Below are 17,139 nucleotides of genomic sequence, written 5' to 3' on the forward strand. Positions count from 1 at the left end.
CATTTAAGTCATGAGCGAACCTACACCTCTTATTACCGATTCTGCCATCCAAGCTGCTAAGTGGCTAAAAGAAGGGCAACTGCTCGCGTATCCTACAGAAAGCGTTTGGGGTATTGGTTGCGACCCTTATGACCAAGCAGCTGTTCAGCGTATCTTGGATATCAAACAACGTCCACAAGCCAAAGGCATGATAGTCGTCACTGATAGTGTGTCTCGCTTAGCCCCCTTACTAGCCTCTTTAGATGATGTTCAGCGCCAGCAGATTATTGATAGCTGGCAGACAGACGATAGTAGAGATGAACAGCACAATCGCCAAGCACATACTTGGTTATTACCGATTCCTCAGCCGCTTGCGAGTACTGTGCCCACTTGGATTACCGGTCAGCATCAGACTATTGCTGTTCGAGTTATCTCGCATCCTACAGTTCGTAAGCTTTGCCAGCAGATGGTCAGTGAGCAGAACCCATTTGGGCTATTGGTTTCTACAAGCTGCAACCCATCAGGACAAACGCCTGCTAGCACTTTTGATACCGCCTATGCTTATTTTGATGAGCAAATTGGTTATTTGCAGGGCGATACTTTAGGTTATACCTTGCCTAGCCAAATTCGTGATGCAACGACAGGTTTCGTCGTTCGATAGCGCTCTCTATACAAACTCTTAAATTTCTCAGAAACGATTGCTTGCAATGTAAAGTGATAAGTGTCGCTGTGCCTTATTTACGTGAGCGTTTATAGATTAACCATTTGCTAGCTTGCCTATTTGCTCACCTTCCTTTACCAAAAGCATGTAAAAGTCGTTTTGATAAAAACTACAAAAAAGCAGACGATGGTTATAACGGTCTGGTTTTTATTGAAAGATAAGTACTTCAGCAATAAGTAACTCAAAGATAAGTCATAGTGGTGATATTTGAGGCATATAGGGAGTAGGGTATGAATGTTTTGATTAGTGGCGGTTCAGGGTTTTTGGGCAGTGCATTTAGTCGAGAGCTACTAGCACGGTCTCGCGCGCAAAATAAAGACGTGACGATTACTTGGCTAACTCGTAATAGCGGTCAATCACATCCTGATGATATCAATATGATGACTTATGATGAGTTTGCGATGTCTGATATAAGCTTTGATGTCATACTAAATTTAGCAGGTGCTGGGATTGCTGACTCTCGTTGGAGCGATGAGCGCAAAGAACAGTTGATGGCGAGCCGTATCAAATCTACTCAGTCGATATTGGATTTTATCGCACGTGCTAGCACAAAACCCAAGTTATTGGTGAGCGGATCAGCAATCGGCTGGTATGGTACGCAAGGTGACAAGCTACTGACTGAAAACAGCGATTATGAGACAGACTTTGCTCATACATTATGTGATGAATGGGAGCAATTAGCACTTAAAGCAACTGATCACGATGTTCCTGTAGCTATCGTCAGAACAGGTGTAGTCATCCATCCTGAAGGTGGTATGGTGGCTAAATTATTACTACCCTTTAAATTTGGTGTCGGTGGTCAGTTGGGTAATGGACAGCAAATCATGAGCTGGATCAGCCGTGAAGATTGGGTCAATGCGGTTATCTTTATTATTGAGCAGCAGCTTAAACTTACTAACGACTCAGACGTTAATCACATCGAAAGCTTAGCCCAAGATAATGCACCTATTAGTGACAGCACTATCAAGACTGCAAGCGGTACCGTAAATGATACACATATAGTCGTATATAACCTTACTGCTCCGAATCCTGTGACCAATCATACTTTTACCAAAGCACTTGGTTCGTGGCTACATCGTCCCACATTTTTTACTTTACCAGAGTTTTTGCTCAAGCTAATGTTTGGCGAAATGTCGACATTACTTATCGATGGTCAAAAAGTGCTGCCACAAGCGCTATTGGATGCAGGTTATTCGTTCAAACACTCAACACTGCAGCAAGCATTAGAAAACCAAAAATAGTTATATGGGTGTTGTTTCATGTGAAACATTACAAACCATCTTCTGATAATCGCTTATATAACCATATTTATGTCTAAGGGCAGTCCATGCGTTACGCATTCTTCTTCACCATCTTTTTGCTATTACAGTTGTTTAGCTTAGGTACAGTATTGAGCATACAGTGGTGGCTCCAGCCTTGGATAACGCCAACATTACAGACAATGATATGGGCCGGTGTATTCATTATTACTAATGGCCTATTAGTATTGAGCGTAAAAAGAGCATTTGCTAACAGTTATCGCTGGGTTAGTGGGTGGATGCTAATCATGCACTTTATGATACTGACGGCGTTGGCAGTGAGTCTATTTTACGGAGGGTATCTGCTGGTCATTGCTTTGTCAGGTAGTACGTTGCACCAATCGAATGAGATGGCTATAGGGTTAAGAGTACTAGCGCTATTCCTATTTATAGGACTATTTATTTATTCGTTATATAGTGCCTATGCCCCTGTTATACGCAAGTTGTCTATTAATATAGATAAACCTTTAACCAAGCCATTACGCATTGCAGTCGCTAGTGACTTGCATATCGGGCGATTATTTGGTGTAAAAGCCATAGATAGATTGCATGAACTTATGATTCGCTCTGGCGCAGATATGCTGCTGATGCCAGGGGATATTATGGATGATAATACAGATGCCTTTAATGAATATCATATGGAGCGAAACCTAGCAGAATTGTGCCGTAGTCTGCCACATGGTGTCTATGCGACATTGGGTAATCATGATTTGTATGGTCATGAGCGACCTATTAGCGAAGCGCTGCAAAATGCAGGGATACAACTGTTGAACGATGAGGTGCTCTGTATCGAGCACGAGGGTCAACCAGTATGGTTAGTTGGACGTTTTGATAATCATAAACGTCAACGTGTAGCAACTACCGAGCTGCTTGCGCAAATAGATACGTCGCAGCCAGTGATATTGTTAGACCATAGACCGAGTGATATAGATAATCACAGTCAATTACCTATAGATTTACAAGTCTCAGGACATACTCACAACGGTCAAGTATTCCCCGCTAATTTCATCGTGAATGCTATTAATAGATTAGGCTATGGCTATGAGCAGATTGGTAAAGGACACTTCGTCGTGTCCTCTGGTTATGGTTTTTGGGGCATTCCCTTTCGATTGGGCTCGCGCTCAGAGATTTGGTTAATTACACTATCTGGCGATACAAATTAGTTAGTTATACAAATCAATAATTGGCTAACTAACTAACGGTCTATGCAGCTAACCGCGATTGTGTACTGATGATCTCACGTACAAAGCTGCTAAAACCATGAATAATATTGTTTGTCTCTTGTCCAAGACCTTGATGGACACTCATAAAGTGAATAAAGCCATGCGGTGCACCAAGCACAGTATAGGTCTCTACAGCAACGCCGTAACCTTTCAGCTGCTTTGCATAAGCAAATGCCTCATCACGTAATACATCGAGCTCGGAAGCTACAATGTAAGTTGGGCAAACTTTACTATTATCACCCAGCATAGGTGAGTTCAGTATATGTAGGCGAGGCAGTGGGCTATTTTCCAAGCAAGCAGCATCAAATACTGCTACATCAGCATGATCTAATAGTAGACCCTCGCCATATAGCTCCCAACTAGGATAATCTGTCTCAATATCAGTGACTGGATACAAAGGCATCTGCGCTAGAGGTTCGGGTAGTTTTTCTAATAGATTAAACATTTTTTGACCATCTAGACCTAGGTCTGCCCATGCGTTTTTGCTTGGTGCGGTCAGCTGCTGCGCAATCAAAGTTGATAGACCACCACCTGCACTATCACCAGCCAAGACGATACGAGAGGGTAATGCGCCCAATGTGTGGCAGTGTTCAACCAACCAAGCATATGCAGTGATACAGTCTTTTAATGCTGCGGGAGCAGGACATTCAGGCGCTAAGCGATAATCGACACTAACCACAGACCAGCCAGTCTGCTCACAGACCGCATGACAGAACTCATGATGTGTATCGACATCACCAATACAGAACCCGCCGCCATGAAAGAACAGCATGACTGTTTCATCGGGATTATGGATACGTTTTCTTCTAAAACTAGGTTTTTTGCCGCTGGCTTTATAACAACGGACAGTCATGTCGCCATCATCAGCATTGGTAATCGTTTCATCTTTCCAGCTAACAGGTGAATCACTTTTTTTAGTGAAGGGCTTTATATTGCCTAGCATAGTCGTATTGGCTTGCTGCCATACTTTAGGTGATTGCATGGCTACCGCATCAGCAGTAAATCTCTCACGCAATTCCGGCATTGGGGTTAGTTCTAACGGTGTTTTGAGGTAGCTATTTACTGCAAGGATGAGACGCAGATGAGCGTTTGCATGCAGATACTGTTTTGAATTAGGGCCTTTAAGGTAACCAATCACCCCTTCTAAAATAGGGTCTGGTAAGTAGCCGAGACTTTTCATTGCATAGTGCAATGTATGCGGCTGGTAGTTTGTCACAGGGTTATAAGCGAGTATTTTCTCTTTAACGCTCAGACGTTTTTCTAATGAGTCATATGCTTGTGTATCTTGATTTGATGACTTTTTTGACGTTGGATGTTCTTTTGACGCTAAGTGCAATGTCATCAATGCTTTATTGAGCAAAGTATTGATAGATAAATTTTTTGAATTAGACATAACAGCTCTCGTAAATGATTTTTAGCGTGCATTTGAGTGTAGGCGATAATATTTATAGCAATGATAAAATAGCTAGCAGAATAATAGCGTATCGTTTGGTAATAGCTTGATTAATAAGCGTAAAGCAATTGGAATAAATAGCGGTTTTTTGTTCTTTTTGTGAGTAAATATTGAGATTTATTGACATGGAACAAAAATGTTTGACGCATCTCTTTAATCAGACTTCACGAATATTTGTCATAAATGGTAAAAATTCCTTTGCTCTAGGCTTGAAATTTGTCCTTATCACCTTTATCAAGCAGCTATTGAAGCGTATTAAAAAAAACAATGAGTCAGAATCATCGAGCATTTAATAATGGCATAGTAGGACCAGTAATTATTCGGTCTACTGTGCCGTCTCTTAATCTTCATTATTGAAATTCCAAGGAGCTATCATGAGCGAGCAAAACCCGAACCACGAAAATCTTGACCAAAATGTGGCACATGAGAATATTGATCACAATGACAGTATCTTAGAAGAAACCATGAAAGAGTTTGATCCACAGAATAATTCAGGTGAAGAAACGACTATCGAAAACGAAATCAACCTTGATACTTTCAAAGCGCGTATTGCTGAGCTAGAAGGCGAAGTAAAGCAAGCCAAAGAAGGTACTGCACGCGCTAATGCTGAAGCTTACAATGCGCAAAAACGCATGGAGCAAGAAGCGGATAAAAGCAAAAAATTCGCACTACAGAAATTTGCTAAAGAATTGTTAGACATCGTTGACAACTTAGAGCGCGCTATCGAAAATGCCGATGCCAATGATCCAGTTGCTGAGGGTGTGCAATTAACGCACAAAGCATTGGTTGCAGTATTGACCAAAAACGGCGTAGAAGTGGTCGATCCACAAGGCGAAAAATTCAACGCTGACTTCCATGAAGCAGTGGGTATTGACCCAGAAGCAGCGGCAGATACAGTTGGTACGGTCCTACAAAAAGGCTATAGCCTAAACGGTCGTCTATTACGTCCAGCTATGGTTCGTGTTGGTCAGTAATATTTTTAGGGCTAAACCCTACTAATATGAAGGTTTTTCACAAAAAATGACATGAAACACAGTTTTTGCGTGATTATCACCTTGAAAAATACGACGGGTAAACCGATATATAGCAACAAGTGACCGACTACGGTCTGGATAAATAAGTATTTATAGTTAAAAACAAATTAGGAGCAATTGATTATGGGTAAAGTAATTGGTATTGATTTAGGTACTACTAACTCGTGTGTAGCAGTAATGGAAGGTGACAAAGTTAAAGTCATCGAAAATGCTGAAGGTACTCGTACAACACCATCAATCGTCGCTTATAAAGATGACGAAACGCTTGTTGGTCAGTCAGCTAAGCGTCAAGCAGTAACTAATCCAAGCAACACTTTGTTTGCGATCAAGCGTTTGATCGGTCGTCGTTTTGATGACAAAGTTGTGCAAAAAGATATCGGCATGGTTCCTTACAAAATCGCTAAAGCAGACAACGGCGATGCGTGGGTAGAAATCAACGGTAAAAAACTTGCGCCACCACAGGTTTCTGCTGAAATCTTGAAAAAAATGAAAAAAACAGCAGAAGATTATCTTGGTGAGAGCGTGACTGAAGCAGTTGTAACTGTACCTGCTTACTTCAATGACTCACAGCGTCAAGCAACTAAAGATGCGGGTAAAATCGCTGGTCTTGACGTAAAACGTATCATCAATGAGCCAACTGCTGCTGCACTTGCTTATGGTATGGACAAGAAGCAGGGCGATAGCACTGTTGCTGTATATGACTTGGGCGGTGGTACTTTCGATATCTCAATCATCGAAATCGCAGACGTAGACGGCGAACAACAATTCGAAGTACTAGCGACCAACGGTGATACTTTCCTAGGTGGTGAAGACTTTGACTCAGCATTGATTGACTTCTTAGTGGCTGAATTCAAAAAAGAGCAAGACGTGAACCTAAAAGGTGACTCTCTTGCGATGCAGCGTCTAAAAGAAGCAGCTGAAAAAGCGAAGATTGAGCTATCAAGTGCACAAAGCACTGAAGTAAACTTGCCATACATCACTGCTGATAGCAGTGGTCCTAAGCATTTGGTTGTAACTATCAGCCGCTCGAAACTAGAGAGCCTAACTGAAGAATTAGTACAACGTACAATGGGTCCTTGTAAGACTGCACTTGAAGATGCTGGCCTAAAAATTGGCGACATCAACGATGTAATCTTGGTTGGTGGTCAGACTCGTATGCCACTAGTACAGCAAAAGGTACAAGACTTCTTTGGTCAAGAGCCACGTAAAGACGTGAACCCTGATGAAGCAGTTGCAGCTGGTGCAGCGATTCAAGGTGCCGTATTGTCTGGTGACAAAACTGACGTATTGCTACTTGATGTAACGCCATTGACTCTAGGTATCGAAACAATGGGCGGTGTCATGACGCCAGTTATCGAGAAAAACACCATGATTCCTACTAAGAAATCACAGGTATTCTCAACTGCTGAAGACAATCAGCCAGCGGTAACGATTCAGGTATATCAAGGTGAGCGTAAAATCGCTAACCAAAACAAAATGCTTGGTCGTTTTGACTTGACAGATATTCCACCAGCACCACGTGGCCTACCGCAAATCGAAGTGTCTTTTGACATCAATGCTGACGGAATCATGAACATCTCTGCAACCGATAAAGGTACTGGTAAAGCGCAAAGTATCCAAATCAAAGCGGATTCTGGTTTGTCGGACGAAGAAGTCGAACAAATGGTTCGCGATGCAGAAGCCAATGCTGCTGAAGATGAGAAGTTCGCTAACCTAGCGCAAGTTCGTAACGAAGCAGATGGTCGTATTCATGCCGTACAAAAAGCGCTAAAAGAAGCAGAAGATAAAGTCACTGATGAAGAAAAATCAACAGTAGAATCTGCTATCACTGAGCTTGAAGCTGCAGCGAAAGAAGATGACCATGACGAAATCAAAGCTAAGCTTGAAGCATTAGACAATGCATTCTTGCCAATCAGCCAAAAAATCTACGCTGATAGCGGCGCTGGTGCAGAAGGTATGGATCCAAGCCAGTTCCAACAAGGTGCTGACGATGCTGGTAGCAACAAAGCTGATGACGACGTCGTTGATGCTGAGTTCACTGAAGTAGACGAAGATAAAAAATAATACCAAATCTAAAAACGCGATTAGCTGCGTCAAACTTGCTTAGTCTACTCAATGTAGCACTTACGCTCGTTTTCCTTGCTACTCAAGTTTTTGAAAATGGTATCGTCGACACAAATCGATAACTAGTTAAATTAAAAAACGCATCCTTCGGGGTGCGTTTTTTTATGGCTGTTTTTCTATCAGCTACTATTCCTGCTAGCTATTATTTTTCTTAATAAGATGCGTGCTTATGGTTTAAACGCACTCACTGTGAGCACTTCATAGGTTAAATTAACCACGAGCTGTCCTGTGCTATCCTTTTCTGAGAATTGTTGCCAATAGTCTGACTCAAATTGCTGTAAACGCGATTTTGTCCATACAAAGGTTTGGGTATCGTCTGTTTGTATTTGCGTTTGATTGGTCGATACACCAGTGAGTTTCATATGCTTTAAGATAGCGTAGGGGGTTGGAAATGGTAAATCAAAGCCCTGAATTGAGAGTTTGATATTCTCAAAGCCAGCACTATCTAATGCTAATTGCCATTCGTCAATATCTGGGTAATGAAGTCCTTGGCCAGTTAGAGTCTTAATTTGTAAAAAGTTATTTGGCGTAAAAGTACTAAAGACCAGTTGTCCTCTAGATTGTAGACGCTGCGCTGATTGCGTGATGAAACTCAACGGATTATCAAACCATTGCACGGCATTGGCACTAACTATCAAGCTATGATTTTCTGCTAAATCTATCGTTTCAGCATCACCGATAATGATCTCAGCAGTTGGCAGTATTGATTGCAATGTAGCAGTCTGTTCAGTACATAACTCATTGATGAGCCAGTGCTCGCTCTGTATATGCTCAGCGAGTAGGCGTGTCATTTGACCTGTACCTGCACCCACTTCTAGCACACTACTTTGCTTGGTATGAGCAATACTGTCTAATAAATACTGACAAACGGTCTGCTGGATACTGGCATGCTGGTCATAGTCACTTGCATTGGCAAAGTGGCGAGCGATGGTTTGTTTTCTAACACTGAGGTCATCAGCTGTGTCGAATGTTGTCATAGGCTTCATTATATCCAAGTGCACCAGTTATCTATCAATAGTAGAAATAAAGTTTGTGTCAAACGATAAAGTTACAACTGCTGTATCAGTCGCGCACAGTCTTCGTTAGTTAGTTTGGCATTCATAACTAAGCGAATACGAGCAGTGTTTGCAGGCACAGTAGGCGGCCTGATAGGTAGCGCGTAAAATCCAGCGGCTTGCAACTGTTGTGCTTTGGCAAGGGTACTCGCATTATCGCCTAATATATAAGGAACGATAGGGGATTCATAGTGTATATCCTCCAAGGCTAGCGATACACGGTGCCGTGGGTTAATGGCTTGGCTAAGCGTGGTAGACAACTGTGCTAGATGCACACGTTGGTCAGTTAAGGTCGGCATTTTTGCTAAGATAAATCGTGTCCATGCGTGATTTATCGGAGGGAGTGCAGTGCTAAAAATCAATGGACGCATGGCATTGATCAGCCATTGTTTGACGACTTCATCACACATTATATAAGCACCCATTGAAGCAAATGCCTTACCAAAGGTACCCACCAAATAGTCAATATCAGCCAAAGTATGCGTTTCTTCCGCCAATCCTAGACCTGTATCGCCAAGCACTCCAACAGCATGTGCTTCATCGACATACAGCTCAATACGAGCATCTTTGGATTTTAATTGTACTAGTTGAGGTAAGTCAGCACGGTCACCATCCATACTAAATATACTCTCGGTGACAATAATGATGCGTTCAACCGTATCGTCTGCTTGTTCAATAAACTTGGCCAAATGCTCGTAATCGTTGTGACGGTAACGACGATAGGTGACAAGTTTACTTTGGCTCAGGCGCATCCCATCGATAATGCTGGCATGTACTAGCTTGTCAGCCAAAATGAGTGTTTTGACTGGCAAAGCTGTCAATGCTGGCAAGATACCTAAGTTGGCGTGATAGCCACTGTTTAACACCAACACTGACTTTGAATCGGTTAAACTCTGTTTCTCTATGGCACTGTGATACCAATTTTGCAGTTCTTCTTCTAGAACTTCTAACTGTATATCGTTACCTGTCAGTAGGCGTGAGGAGGTGGCGCTCATTTTAGGAATGTGTGTATCAGATAGCTGTCCCACTTGAGTTAGAAATTCAGCTTGCAGCTTAGTATCGCCGCCTAAGCCAAGATAATCATTACTCGCGATATTAAGTAAAGCTTTACCTGCACTAACGACGTATCGGCCATCGTGCTGCAGGTTTGGTAATTGACGGTACTGCTGCTTTGCTTTTAAGTCTGCAAGTGCGCTTTGCAAACGATCAGTGATTGAATTTTGCATTTTCTCTCTCTAATTATTGTTATATCAGCCATATTTAGCTGATTTGTCTAGCAAGAAAACTGTGAAATGAGTACGAATTATTGCATAAACTGGGTGGATGTAACAAAAGGTTTCATATCTAAGCCTTTGTAACCCACACACTGATAAACGCTTTCAATTCTTAACTCTCATACCATTAAACACTGACAGAGTGTCTGAAATAGTTTGTTACTATGTATTCATCGTTAGCAGACAAGGCGATAGGGCCACAAGGCCAATATAAATAAATAACTTGTTTGTCCAAATTTCTTTCAAGGAGCTAATAATGAAAACTCTACAAAAAACAATACTTGCACTAGCAACTGGTTCTTTACTTTCTGTAGGTGCACAAGCTGCTGTTAACTATGGCAACGGCTACACAGGTCAGCCATACGTTGCTGCTAAAGTTGGTCAGTTCGATCTAGATGTTGATGGCGCTGATGACCCAACTGCATACGGTGTAACTGCTGGTTATAACTTTGATCCTAACTTCGGTATCGAAGCAGAATATGTAGGTTCAGATGATGCTGACTATAGAGGCGGCGACATCGATGCTAAGACATACGGCGCTTATGGTACTTACCGTTATGCATTCCCAAATAGCGGCTTATACGCGAAAGGTAAGCTAGGTGTTGCAAAAACTGAAGTAGAAGCTAACAACACTAACTTTGCTGGCGCTTCTGACTTCTCAGACGACGACACTAACATCGCTGGTGGTGTAGGTCTTGGTTACGCAGTAAACTCTGACTTCAGTGTTGAAGCTGAATACGACATGCTAGGTAGCGATGCAGACCTTATGACTGTTGGCGCACAGCTAAAATTCTAATGGCTTAGAAAATAAGCTTTTAGTTAAACAGCTATAATAAAGAAACGATCACTTTAAGTGGTCGTTTTTTTTTTGCTTAAAATTTATGCAGAAGCTTTTAGGACGGTAATTTATAAGTAGCTAATAAGCAATATATCATTACTGTTAAAGCGTTGTTATCCTTAAAAATGTGCTACATTAAAAACTGGAATGATAAAGATAGGAATGGTGGCAAGGATGGAGATACTTTGGATGATTGAACCTTGGCATTGGTTAGTATTAGGCTTCTTATTACTAATCGTTGAGATGTTTGTACCGACGTTTGCCAGTCTGTGGTTTGGTGCCGCTGCCATCATCGTTGCAGCGCTATCATGGCTGTTACCTATTTCTGTTTCTATTCAGATTATCGTCTGGTTAGTGCTCTCTGCTGTGTTTTTGCTGGCTTGGTTTAAGTTTATTAAACCGTTGTCAGTAGATCGTACCAAAGCTGGGCTAGGCGGTAGTGTCATAGTTGGTGAAGTTGGGATGATTATCGTGTCACCGCAGCCAGATAAAGCTGGCACAGTTAGATTTAGTGTTCCTATCGTTGGTGCGGCTGAATGGATGTGCCGTACGAGAGGTGAGCAGGTGGCAATCGGCGATAGAGTGGTCGTGACAGATATCGTGGGTAATGAGCTGATTGTCAGCAGTACAAAAGCGCAGGCAGCGATGCATAAAAGTATGCAGGTATAATAATAAGGGATGAGTTATGGAAAGCTTTAGTATTGTCATGGTGGTATTGATTGCACTGGTGGTATTCACCGTGTTTAAAGGCGTACGTATTGTACCGCAAGGTTATAAATGGGTAGTGCAGCGACTGGGTAAGTATAGCCAAACGCTAGAGCCTGGACTCAACCTCATCATCCCTTATGTAGATGATGTGGCTTATAAAGTAACGACCAAGGACATCGTACTTGATATTCCGTCACAAGAAGTCATTACTCGTGACAACGTCGTTATTATTGCAAACGCTGTTGCTTATATTAATATCGTGCGTCCTGATAAAGCGGTCTATGGCATCGAAGATTATGAGTACGGTATTCGTAATCTGGTACAGACGTCATTGCGCTCAATCATTGGTGAGATGGATCTTGATAGTGCATTGTCCAGTCGTGACGAGATCAAAACCAAGCTCAAACATGCAATTTCAGAAGATATCGCAGATTGGGGTATTACCCTTAAGACAGTAGAGATTCAAGATATTAATCCTTCGCAGACCATGCAAGCATCCATGGAAGAGCAGGCAGCGGCAGAGCGTTTACGCCGTGCAACTGTGACCCGTGCTGATGGTCAGAAGCAAGCTGCTATCTTAGAAGCGGATGGTCGCTTGGAAGCCTCACGCCGTGATGCCGAAGCGCAGGTGGTACTAGCCAGAGGTTCTGAAGAGTCAATTCGTTTGATTACTAGCGCGATGGGTGAGGAAGAGATGCCGATCGTATACTTGCTTGGTGAGCAATATATCAAAGCGATACGAGAGCTGGCTGAATCTGATAACTCCAAAATGGTAGTGTTACCTGCTGATATTTTAAGTACCGTAAAAGGTATGGTGGGTGATAAACTAAAAGTGTAAAAAGTCATAGCACTATTAAAAAAAGACCTCGTTTGAGGTCTTTTTCATGTCTAATAATTGGACGAATGGCTCGCTAACTTAGATAACTTTCGAAAAGCGGTTTTGATGTTTCTTTTCTAAATATTCATCAAATACCATAGCGACGTTACGGCCAAGCAAGCGTCCTCTGGGTAATACGCGAATACCTGCTGCATCCATATCTATCAGCCTGTCGTCTTGCATAGCGCCCAACTGCTGAATCTCATTAATAAAATAGGTGATGGCATCGATACCAAATTTTTGATTCACATCTTTAAAATCGAGATAGTTATGACATAGTAGGTTTATGATGACATATTCACGCAAGCGATCCTTAATAGAGGTTTTAATGTACTTTATTGCAGGCATGACAGTCGGATTGATTTTCGCCATATCAATCTTGGCTTGATAGCTCTGTAGATCAGTATCGTTTTGCAAAATATAGCGCGTATTGGCATTAGAAATCTGACTGATTGATGAGACACCAAAACCTAATAAGTCACAATCTCCCATGATGGTGTAACCCTGAAAGTTACGATGTAATTTACCTTCGCGCTGGGCGATAGCCAATTCGTCATCAGGTTTGGCAAAGTGATCGATACCGATATATTGATAGCCAGCTTCGGTTAATGTATTGACAGTACTGCCGAGCATCGTCAGTTTGGCAGCTGGGCTGGGCAAGTCTTCATCTTTTATCTGACGCTGGGCTTTAAATCGCTCAGGCAAATGCGCATAGTTAAAGACTGACAAGCGGTCTGGTGACATCTCGATGATACGATTTACAGTTTTGTCCAACGTATCAGGTGTTTGATGCGGTAAACCATAAATCAAATCAATATTGATAGAGCGAAAACCAAGCTCACGTGCTTCTGTTAGCACGCTTTCAATAAGCTCTGCTGAATGCACACGATTAACGGCGATTTGGACCGTTTCGTCTAAATCTTGCACGCCTAAGCTAATACGGTTGAAACCGAGATTACGCAGTATCTTTAGAGTGTTTTCACTCAGCTCGCGAGGGTCAATTTCGATAGAATAGTCACCTTCATCTTCTGGCAAAAACTCAAACTGAGTTTGTAAAAACTCCCATAACTGCACCATCTCTTCGTCACGCAAAAAAGTTGGTGTACCACCGCCCAAATGTAGTTGTTTAACTAAGGGGTTGTCGCTGCCTTCTGGCGTAGATAACAAGCGGCGCTTATGAGTAATTTCAGCAATCAAATACTGCAAGTAATCACCAGAATCACTATTTTTTTTGGTAATAATCTTATTACAAGCACAGTAGTAGCAAAGGTGGCGACAGAATGGAATATGAAAGTATAGCGATAAGGGAGCACGCGCTTCACGATTTTGCAGGATTTTTGTCTCAAGACCGATAGCCTCAAAGCTATCCGGTATTGGAGTAAATTCTAAAGCAGTCGGATAAGAGGTATAACGTGGCCCTGAGCGATTGTACTTATTGATGATTGCCTCATCAAATGCTGGTAGCTGCTTGCTAGTAATGCTGCCGCGTGTACTGGCATAAGGGTTGTCAGGTTGCATAACAGGGCGCACAGTCGTGGGCGGCTCGTCCGCACGGTTGTAGGGCTGCTGAGTGTTCTGTTCTGAATTGTCTGTCATGCGATATTCCTCGTTTTTACTCTAGATACTGCTGGTTTCTGGATTAAAAATGATTTTGGGTTTGGTGTTTATTTTTCGCTTGTATCAATGATTAATAATAAGATTCGAATACGTCATCGGCAGCAGTATGTATCGCTAAATGTATAGTAGATAGTATAACAAATCCTTGTTAGCAGTGGGGTGGTCGGTGAGTATTCTTAAATATTAAAATAGAGCTATCATTTACACATAAAAAACCCCAGAACGACGCTGAGGTTTTTTGTATTTATGTTTTTATATTTAATTCTCTACTAAAGCTATTCTCTTAGCTGAATGGTATTACCAACAGCCTGATCGCTGACTTCATTTTTGCTAAAAGGTAAGCGTATCCAGTCTTTAGCTGAGTAACGACGTGTCTGATCACGATGATAAGGTCGAGTGCTGTCTGAAGCTTGAGAATAAGCCAATAGCGCCTCTACGATTGGGCCTTTACTGTCAAAAGTAACCGTCTGCATGTACGTAGGACCATTGGTGATTGGCTGATAAGTACCATCTTCATTTAATCCAGGACTTTGAGCAACGTTAAAGATACCTTCGCGTCCTAATCCACCATGCATAGGAATCTTCTCATCGTTATTACCCGCATCGATGACATACTGTAAGTCTGCTAAAGACGCATCAAGCGCTATGTTCTTTCCATTAAAGTAAGCAATAGCATCTCCTAAAGCTTTGCGTGTGCCATCATTGATGATAAGACCACGAGGTGTGTTGACAGGGTCATTGATATCGAATTTTACGCTAAATGCATCATCCGTCGTTTCCGTAAAGTTGACCTTACGCCAGAACTCTCTAAATACGTGAGCGCCTTTACTATCAAGGTTGTTCCGGCGGTCCCAGTTACTTAAGACATCACAGGCTTGAGCGGCATCGATGGTGCCACCACTCGTCAAAGGCAAGGTAGAGTTGGCTCGGCAATCTGCTAATACATCATCTAATACAAGCTCAGCGACATAGCTGCGGTTGCCATAGACGACGTCTTGCATATTATCTAAATTAAAGGTATTGCCTCCAAGTTGGTCTTTATTGCTCAAGCGATCTGAAATCTGCGTCAGACCCATACGTGAACGCATGAGTAGTGGCACACCATCTACTGCATTAGCGCCCAAAAATGGTGATAAGCGACGACGTAGGAGCGGTGAGAATCCAGTCAGTGGTTGTTTTGGATTGCTCAACCAATAGCTGTCATTTGAGTTGGCGACGTAGTCATCACGGATTAAGAAAGGTAGGTTTGAGCGTCCAAAAATACCTGCTTGTGGTGAGTCCTCATCATTGCCCCATTCACAGGCAGCGGTAGCACCATTGAGTGCTGGCAAGTCTGATGCAATCAATGCGCCAAGGAACGGGCCAGCATTGGCACTACAAGATTCCAGCTGTTGTTTAGTGACATGCGGTACGGTTGAGATATCGGCATATAGAGCTTTGCCGTAGCGATCAGTGGCAATAGTATTGACGAAGCCCAGACCAAGCGTATCTTGCATTCTATCAACCAAGTCTTCAACACTGGTTGCTTTATTCATGCTGCGCCATTGGTTCAAAGCACGTGGATTCTCAGATGCAGCATCGCGAATGGTGTAAGCTAGGTTATTATCACCCCAGTTAGGTAGCTGACCATTCAACGCCTTTACATTCAGCATAGGCCCATATTGTGACAAATAAATAGGACGAACCAACGTTTGATTATTTGGTAATTGAATAGTCACATCAACTTGTTCAATATCACGCTGCTCAAATACACCTTCACTATTTTGATAGTTGTATTTCATAGGATTACCATTTACCAAGCTAAGCTGATAAAGGGTAAAGCGTTTGGCTGTAGAGACTGTATGACTCCAAGCCACATCCTTGTTGAAACCGATATTAATAAATGGTTGGCCTTGTTGAGCAGAACCCATTACATCAAGCTCACCTGGTAAGGTCAAATGAAACTCATAAAAGCGCTGCACACCTTCCCATGGTTCATGTGGATTACCATACAAGATACCACTTTCCGTACCTGTTACCTCGCTGCCAAATGCATAAGCATTACTACCGCCTTTCATCGCATTGATTGTAGAGTCATCAAACTCCACTGCTGGCTCTGGGCTGACAGTACGCATTCTACTGCTGTTCATAATCGTATTCTGAGCAGGAGGGGCTGCTGCCACGATCGGTTTGACAAAGTTAGACAAGCCGCCGCGCAGGTTTGCTTTGCCGTAGACAGTTAACAAGTCATCAATCGTAATCTCACGTACCCATTCGGCACCAGCACAGTCAGGATTGATATTATCAACACCTTTGTCGCGTAGATACCGGCTATAGCCAGCAGCGTAACCTGTGACAGCATCGATAGTCTCGGGGTCCTGAGCGGCTAAGAAACTAGCACGTCTTTCTGGAGAGTTATACCAAGTATAAAATACGTCGCTTGCCACATCGCCTTCATCGCCTAGGTATAGCATACTTTGACCACTGGCCACGACGATTTCACGCGCCAGTGAGCAGATGTTGTCTTCGGCGAAAGCATAGCCTACACCGTAACCCAAACCTTTATAATCATTGGCTGTAATATGTGGTATACCGAACTCAGTACGCTGAATATCTGCTGAGTAAGTTGGTGGGTCGAACGTTGAATCGTTGTCTCCGAAACAACCAGACAATCCGAGAGAGACTGCCACTGTGAGTAGCGCGAGCCTAGGCACACGCTGATTAAGCATATCAATGCTCATAAGCTTATCCATCCATGGTTAGTTGGTGTGTATAAAGCCGTAGAAAACAGCAATCACCGAGCTTTATATGATCAATAAAATCCTTTTATTGCCAATGCTCTTTCTGATCTTAGATGACTGAGATGAGTTTGAATTTATTGGAATATCTAGCTGTAATTGAAACTTCCAAAAAGCTTCAGATAAACTGTAAATTCAAGTCAAATAAGTCAAAGCATAAG

Annotated in this window: 13 protein-coding genes; 8 read left to right on the forward strand and 5 right to left on the reverse strand. The window is 42.4% G+C overall.

Annotated elements, in window-relative coordinates; genetic code table 11:
* The first annotated feature begins 10 nt into the window (after window positions 1-10).
* From ACI2IW_RS07985 to ACI2IW_RS07995, 3 genes are all read left to right on the forward strand, one after another.
* Complete coding sequence (locus ACI2IW_RS07985; protein WP_404693290.1) at window positions 11-640, forward strand: L-threonylcarbamoyladenylate synthase; 630 nt, start codon at window positions 11-13, stop codon at window positions 638-640.
* 290 nt (window positions 641-930) lie between these two features.
* Entirely contained in the window at window positions 931-1,941 is a 1,011-nt protein-coding gene (locus tag ACI2IW_RS07990) for a TIGR01777 family oxidoreductase (RefSeq protein WP_404693291.1), read from the forward strand.
* Between the two features lie 86 nt (window positions 1,942-2,027).
* Window positions 2,028-3,161 (forward strand): metallophosphoesterase, encoded by a 1,134-nt coding sequence (locus ACI2IW_RS07995; protein WP_404693292.1) that lies wholly within the window; start codon window positions 2,028-2,030, stop codon window positions 3,159-3,161.
* 40 nt (window positions 3,162-3,201) lie between these two features.
* Here ACI2IW_RS07995 and ACI2IW_RS08000 read toward each other — a convergent pair whose 3' ends face one another.
* Window positions 3,202-4,614 carry an alpha/beta hydrolase gene (locus ACI2IW_RS08000; RefSeq protein WP_404693293.1) on the reverse strand — a complete coding sequence of 471 codons (1,413 nt, stop codon included), beginning with the start codon at window positions 4,612-4,614 and terminating at the stop codon, window positions 3,202-3,204.
* A gap of 434 nt (window positions 4,615-5,048) precedes the next feature.
* Between ACI2IW_RS08000 and grpE the strand changes: the two genes are divergently transcribed.
* Together grpE and dnaK are read left to right on the forward strand one after the other, a co-directional pair.
* On the forward strand, window positions 5,049-5,648 hold the full coding sequence (gene grpE, locus ACI2IW_RS08005) for a nucleotide exchange factor GrpE (protein WP_057762215.1): 600 nt from the start codon (window positions 5,049-5,051) through the stop codon (window positions 5,646-5,648).
* Between the two features lie 183 nt (window positions 5,649-5,831).
* Window positions 5,832-7,772 (forward strand): molecular chaperone DnaK, encoded by a 1,941-nt coding sequence (dnaK, locus tag ACI2IW_RS08010; RefSeq protein ID WP_057762214.1) that lies wholly within the window; start codon window positions 5,832-5,834, stop codon window positions 7,770-7,772.
* 227 nt (window positions 7,773-7,999) lie between these two features.
* On the opposite strand, the gene ACI2IW_RS08015 is transcribed toward dnaK, so the two are convergent.
* Both ACI2IW_RS08015 and ACI2IW_RS08020 read right to left on the reverse strand, forming a co-directional pair.
* A complete protein-coding gene (locus ACI2IW_RS08015) occupies window positions 8,000-8,809 on the reverse strand; it encodes a methyltransferase domain-containing protein (RefSeq protein WP_404693294.1) in 810 nt (269 codons plus the stop codon).
* 71 nt (window positions 8,810-8,880) lie between these two features.
* Window positions 8,881-10,113, reverse strand: a complete 1,233-nt coding sequence (locus tag ACI2IW_RS08020) for an 8-amino-7-oxononanoate synthase (RefSeq protein ID WP_404693295.1) — start codon at window positions 10,111-10,113, stop codon at window positions 8,881-8,883.
* 304 nt (window positions 10,114-10,417) lie between these two features.
* Between ACI2IW_RS08020 and ACI2IW_RS08025 the strand changes: the two genes are divergently transcribed.
* The 3 genes from ACI2IW_RS08025 to ACI2IW_RS08035 all read left to right on the forward strand — a co-directional run bounded on the left by ACI2IW_RS08025 (window position 10,418) and on the right by ACI2IW_RS08035 (window position 12,545).
* Entirely contained in the window at window positions 10,418-10,957 is a 540-nt protein-coding gene (locus ACI2IW_RS08025) for a porin family protein (RefSeq protein WP_201547565.1), read from the forward strand.
* A gap of 231 nt (window positions 10,958-11,188) precedes the next feature.
* Window positions 11,189-11,668 (forward strand): NfeD family protein, encoded by a 480-nt coding sequence (locus ACI2IW_RS08030; RefSeq protein WP_404693296.1) that lies wholly within the window; start codon window positions 11,189-11,191, stop codon window positions 11,666-11,668.
* 16 nt (window positions 11,669-11,684) lie between these two features.
* Window positions 11,685-12,545 (forward strand): SPFH domain-containing protein, encoded by an 861-nt coding sequence (locus ACI2IW_RS08035; protein ID WP_057762202.1) that lies wholly within the window; start codon window positions 11,685-11,687, stop codon window positions 12,543-12,545.
* A 78-nt stretch (window positions 12,546-12,623) separates the two neighbouring features.
* On the opposite strand, the gene hemN is transcribed toward ACI2IW_RS08035, so the two are convergent.
* Both hemN and ACI2IW_RS08045 read right to left on the reverse strand, forming a co-directional pair.
* Entirely contained in the window at window positions 12,624-14,102 is a 1,479-nt protein-coding gene (gene hemN, locus ACI2IW_RS08040; protein ID WP_404693330.1) for an oxygen-independent coproporphyrinogen III oxidase, read from the reverse strand.
* A gap of 374 nt (window positions 14,103-14,476) precedes the next feature.
* Entirely contained in the window at window positions 14,477-16,921 is a 2,445-nt protein-coding gene (locus ACI2IW_RS08045) for a penicillin acylase family protein (protein WP_404693297.1), read from the reverse strand.
* Window positions 16,922-17,139 lie beyond the last annotated feature (218 nt).

The organism is Psychrobacter sp. NPDC078501, from assembly GCF_044900935.1.
Classification (GTDB): Bacteria; Pseudomonadota; Gammaproteobacteria; order Pseudomonadales; family Moraxellaceae; genus Psychrobacter.

Bases quoted from the DNA above. Each gene is read 5' to 3' on its own strand.
- ACI2IW_RS07985 (WP_404693290.1), top strand. From the start codon at position 11: ATGAGCGAACCTACACCTCTTATTACCGATTCTGCCATCCAAGCTGCT.
- ACI2IW_RS07990 (WP_404693291.1), top strand. From the start codon at position 931: ATGAATGTTTTGATTAGTGGCGGTTCAGGGTTTTTGGGCAGTGCATTT.
- ACI2IW_RS07995 (WP_404693292.1), top strand. From the start codon at position 2,028: ATGCGTTACGCATTCTTCTTCACCATCTTTTTGCTATTACAGTTGTTT.
- ACI2IW_RS08000 (WP_404693293.1), bottom strand. From the start codon at position 4,614: ATGTCTAATTCAAAAAATTTATCTATCAATACTTTGCTCAATAAAGCA.
- grpE (WP_057762215.1), top strand. From the start codon at position 5,049: ATGAGCGAGCAAAACCCGAACCACGAAAATCTTGACCAAAATGTGGCA.
- dnaK (WP_057762214.1), top strand. From the start codon at position 5,832: ATGGGTAAAGTAATTGGTATTGATTTAGGTACTACTAACTCGTGTGTA.
- ACI2IW_RS08015 (WP_404693294.1), bottom strand. From the start codon at position 8,809: ATGACAACATTCGACACAGCTGATGACCTCAGTGTTAGAAAACAAACC.
- ACI2IW_RS08020 (WP_404693295.1), bottom strand. From the start codon at position 10,113: ATGCAAAATTCAATCACTGATCGTTTGCAAAGCGCACTTGCAGACTTA.
- ACI2IW_RS08025 (WP_201547565.1), top strand. From the start codon at position 10,418: ATGAAAACTCTACAAAAAACAATACTTGCACTAGCAACTGGTTCTTTA.
- ACI2IW_RS08030 (WP_404693296.1), top strand. From the start codon at position 11,189: ATGATTGAACCTTGGCATTGGTTAGTATTAGGCTTCTTATTACTAATC.
- ACI2IW_RS08035 (WP_057762202.1), top strand. From the start codon at position 11,685: ATGGAAAGCTTTAGTATTGTCATGGTGGTATTGATTGCACTGGTGGTA.
- hemN (WP_404693330.1), bottom strand. From the start codon at position 14,102: ATGCAACCTGACAACCCTTATGCCAGTACACGCGGCAGCATTACTAGC.
- ACI2IW_RS08045 (WP_404693297.1), bottom strand. From the start codon at position 16,921: ATGAGCATTGATATGCTTAATCAGCGTGTGCCTAGGCTCGCGCTACTC.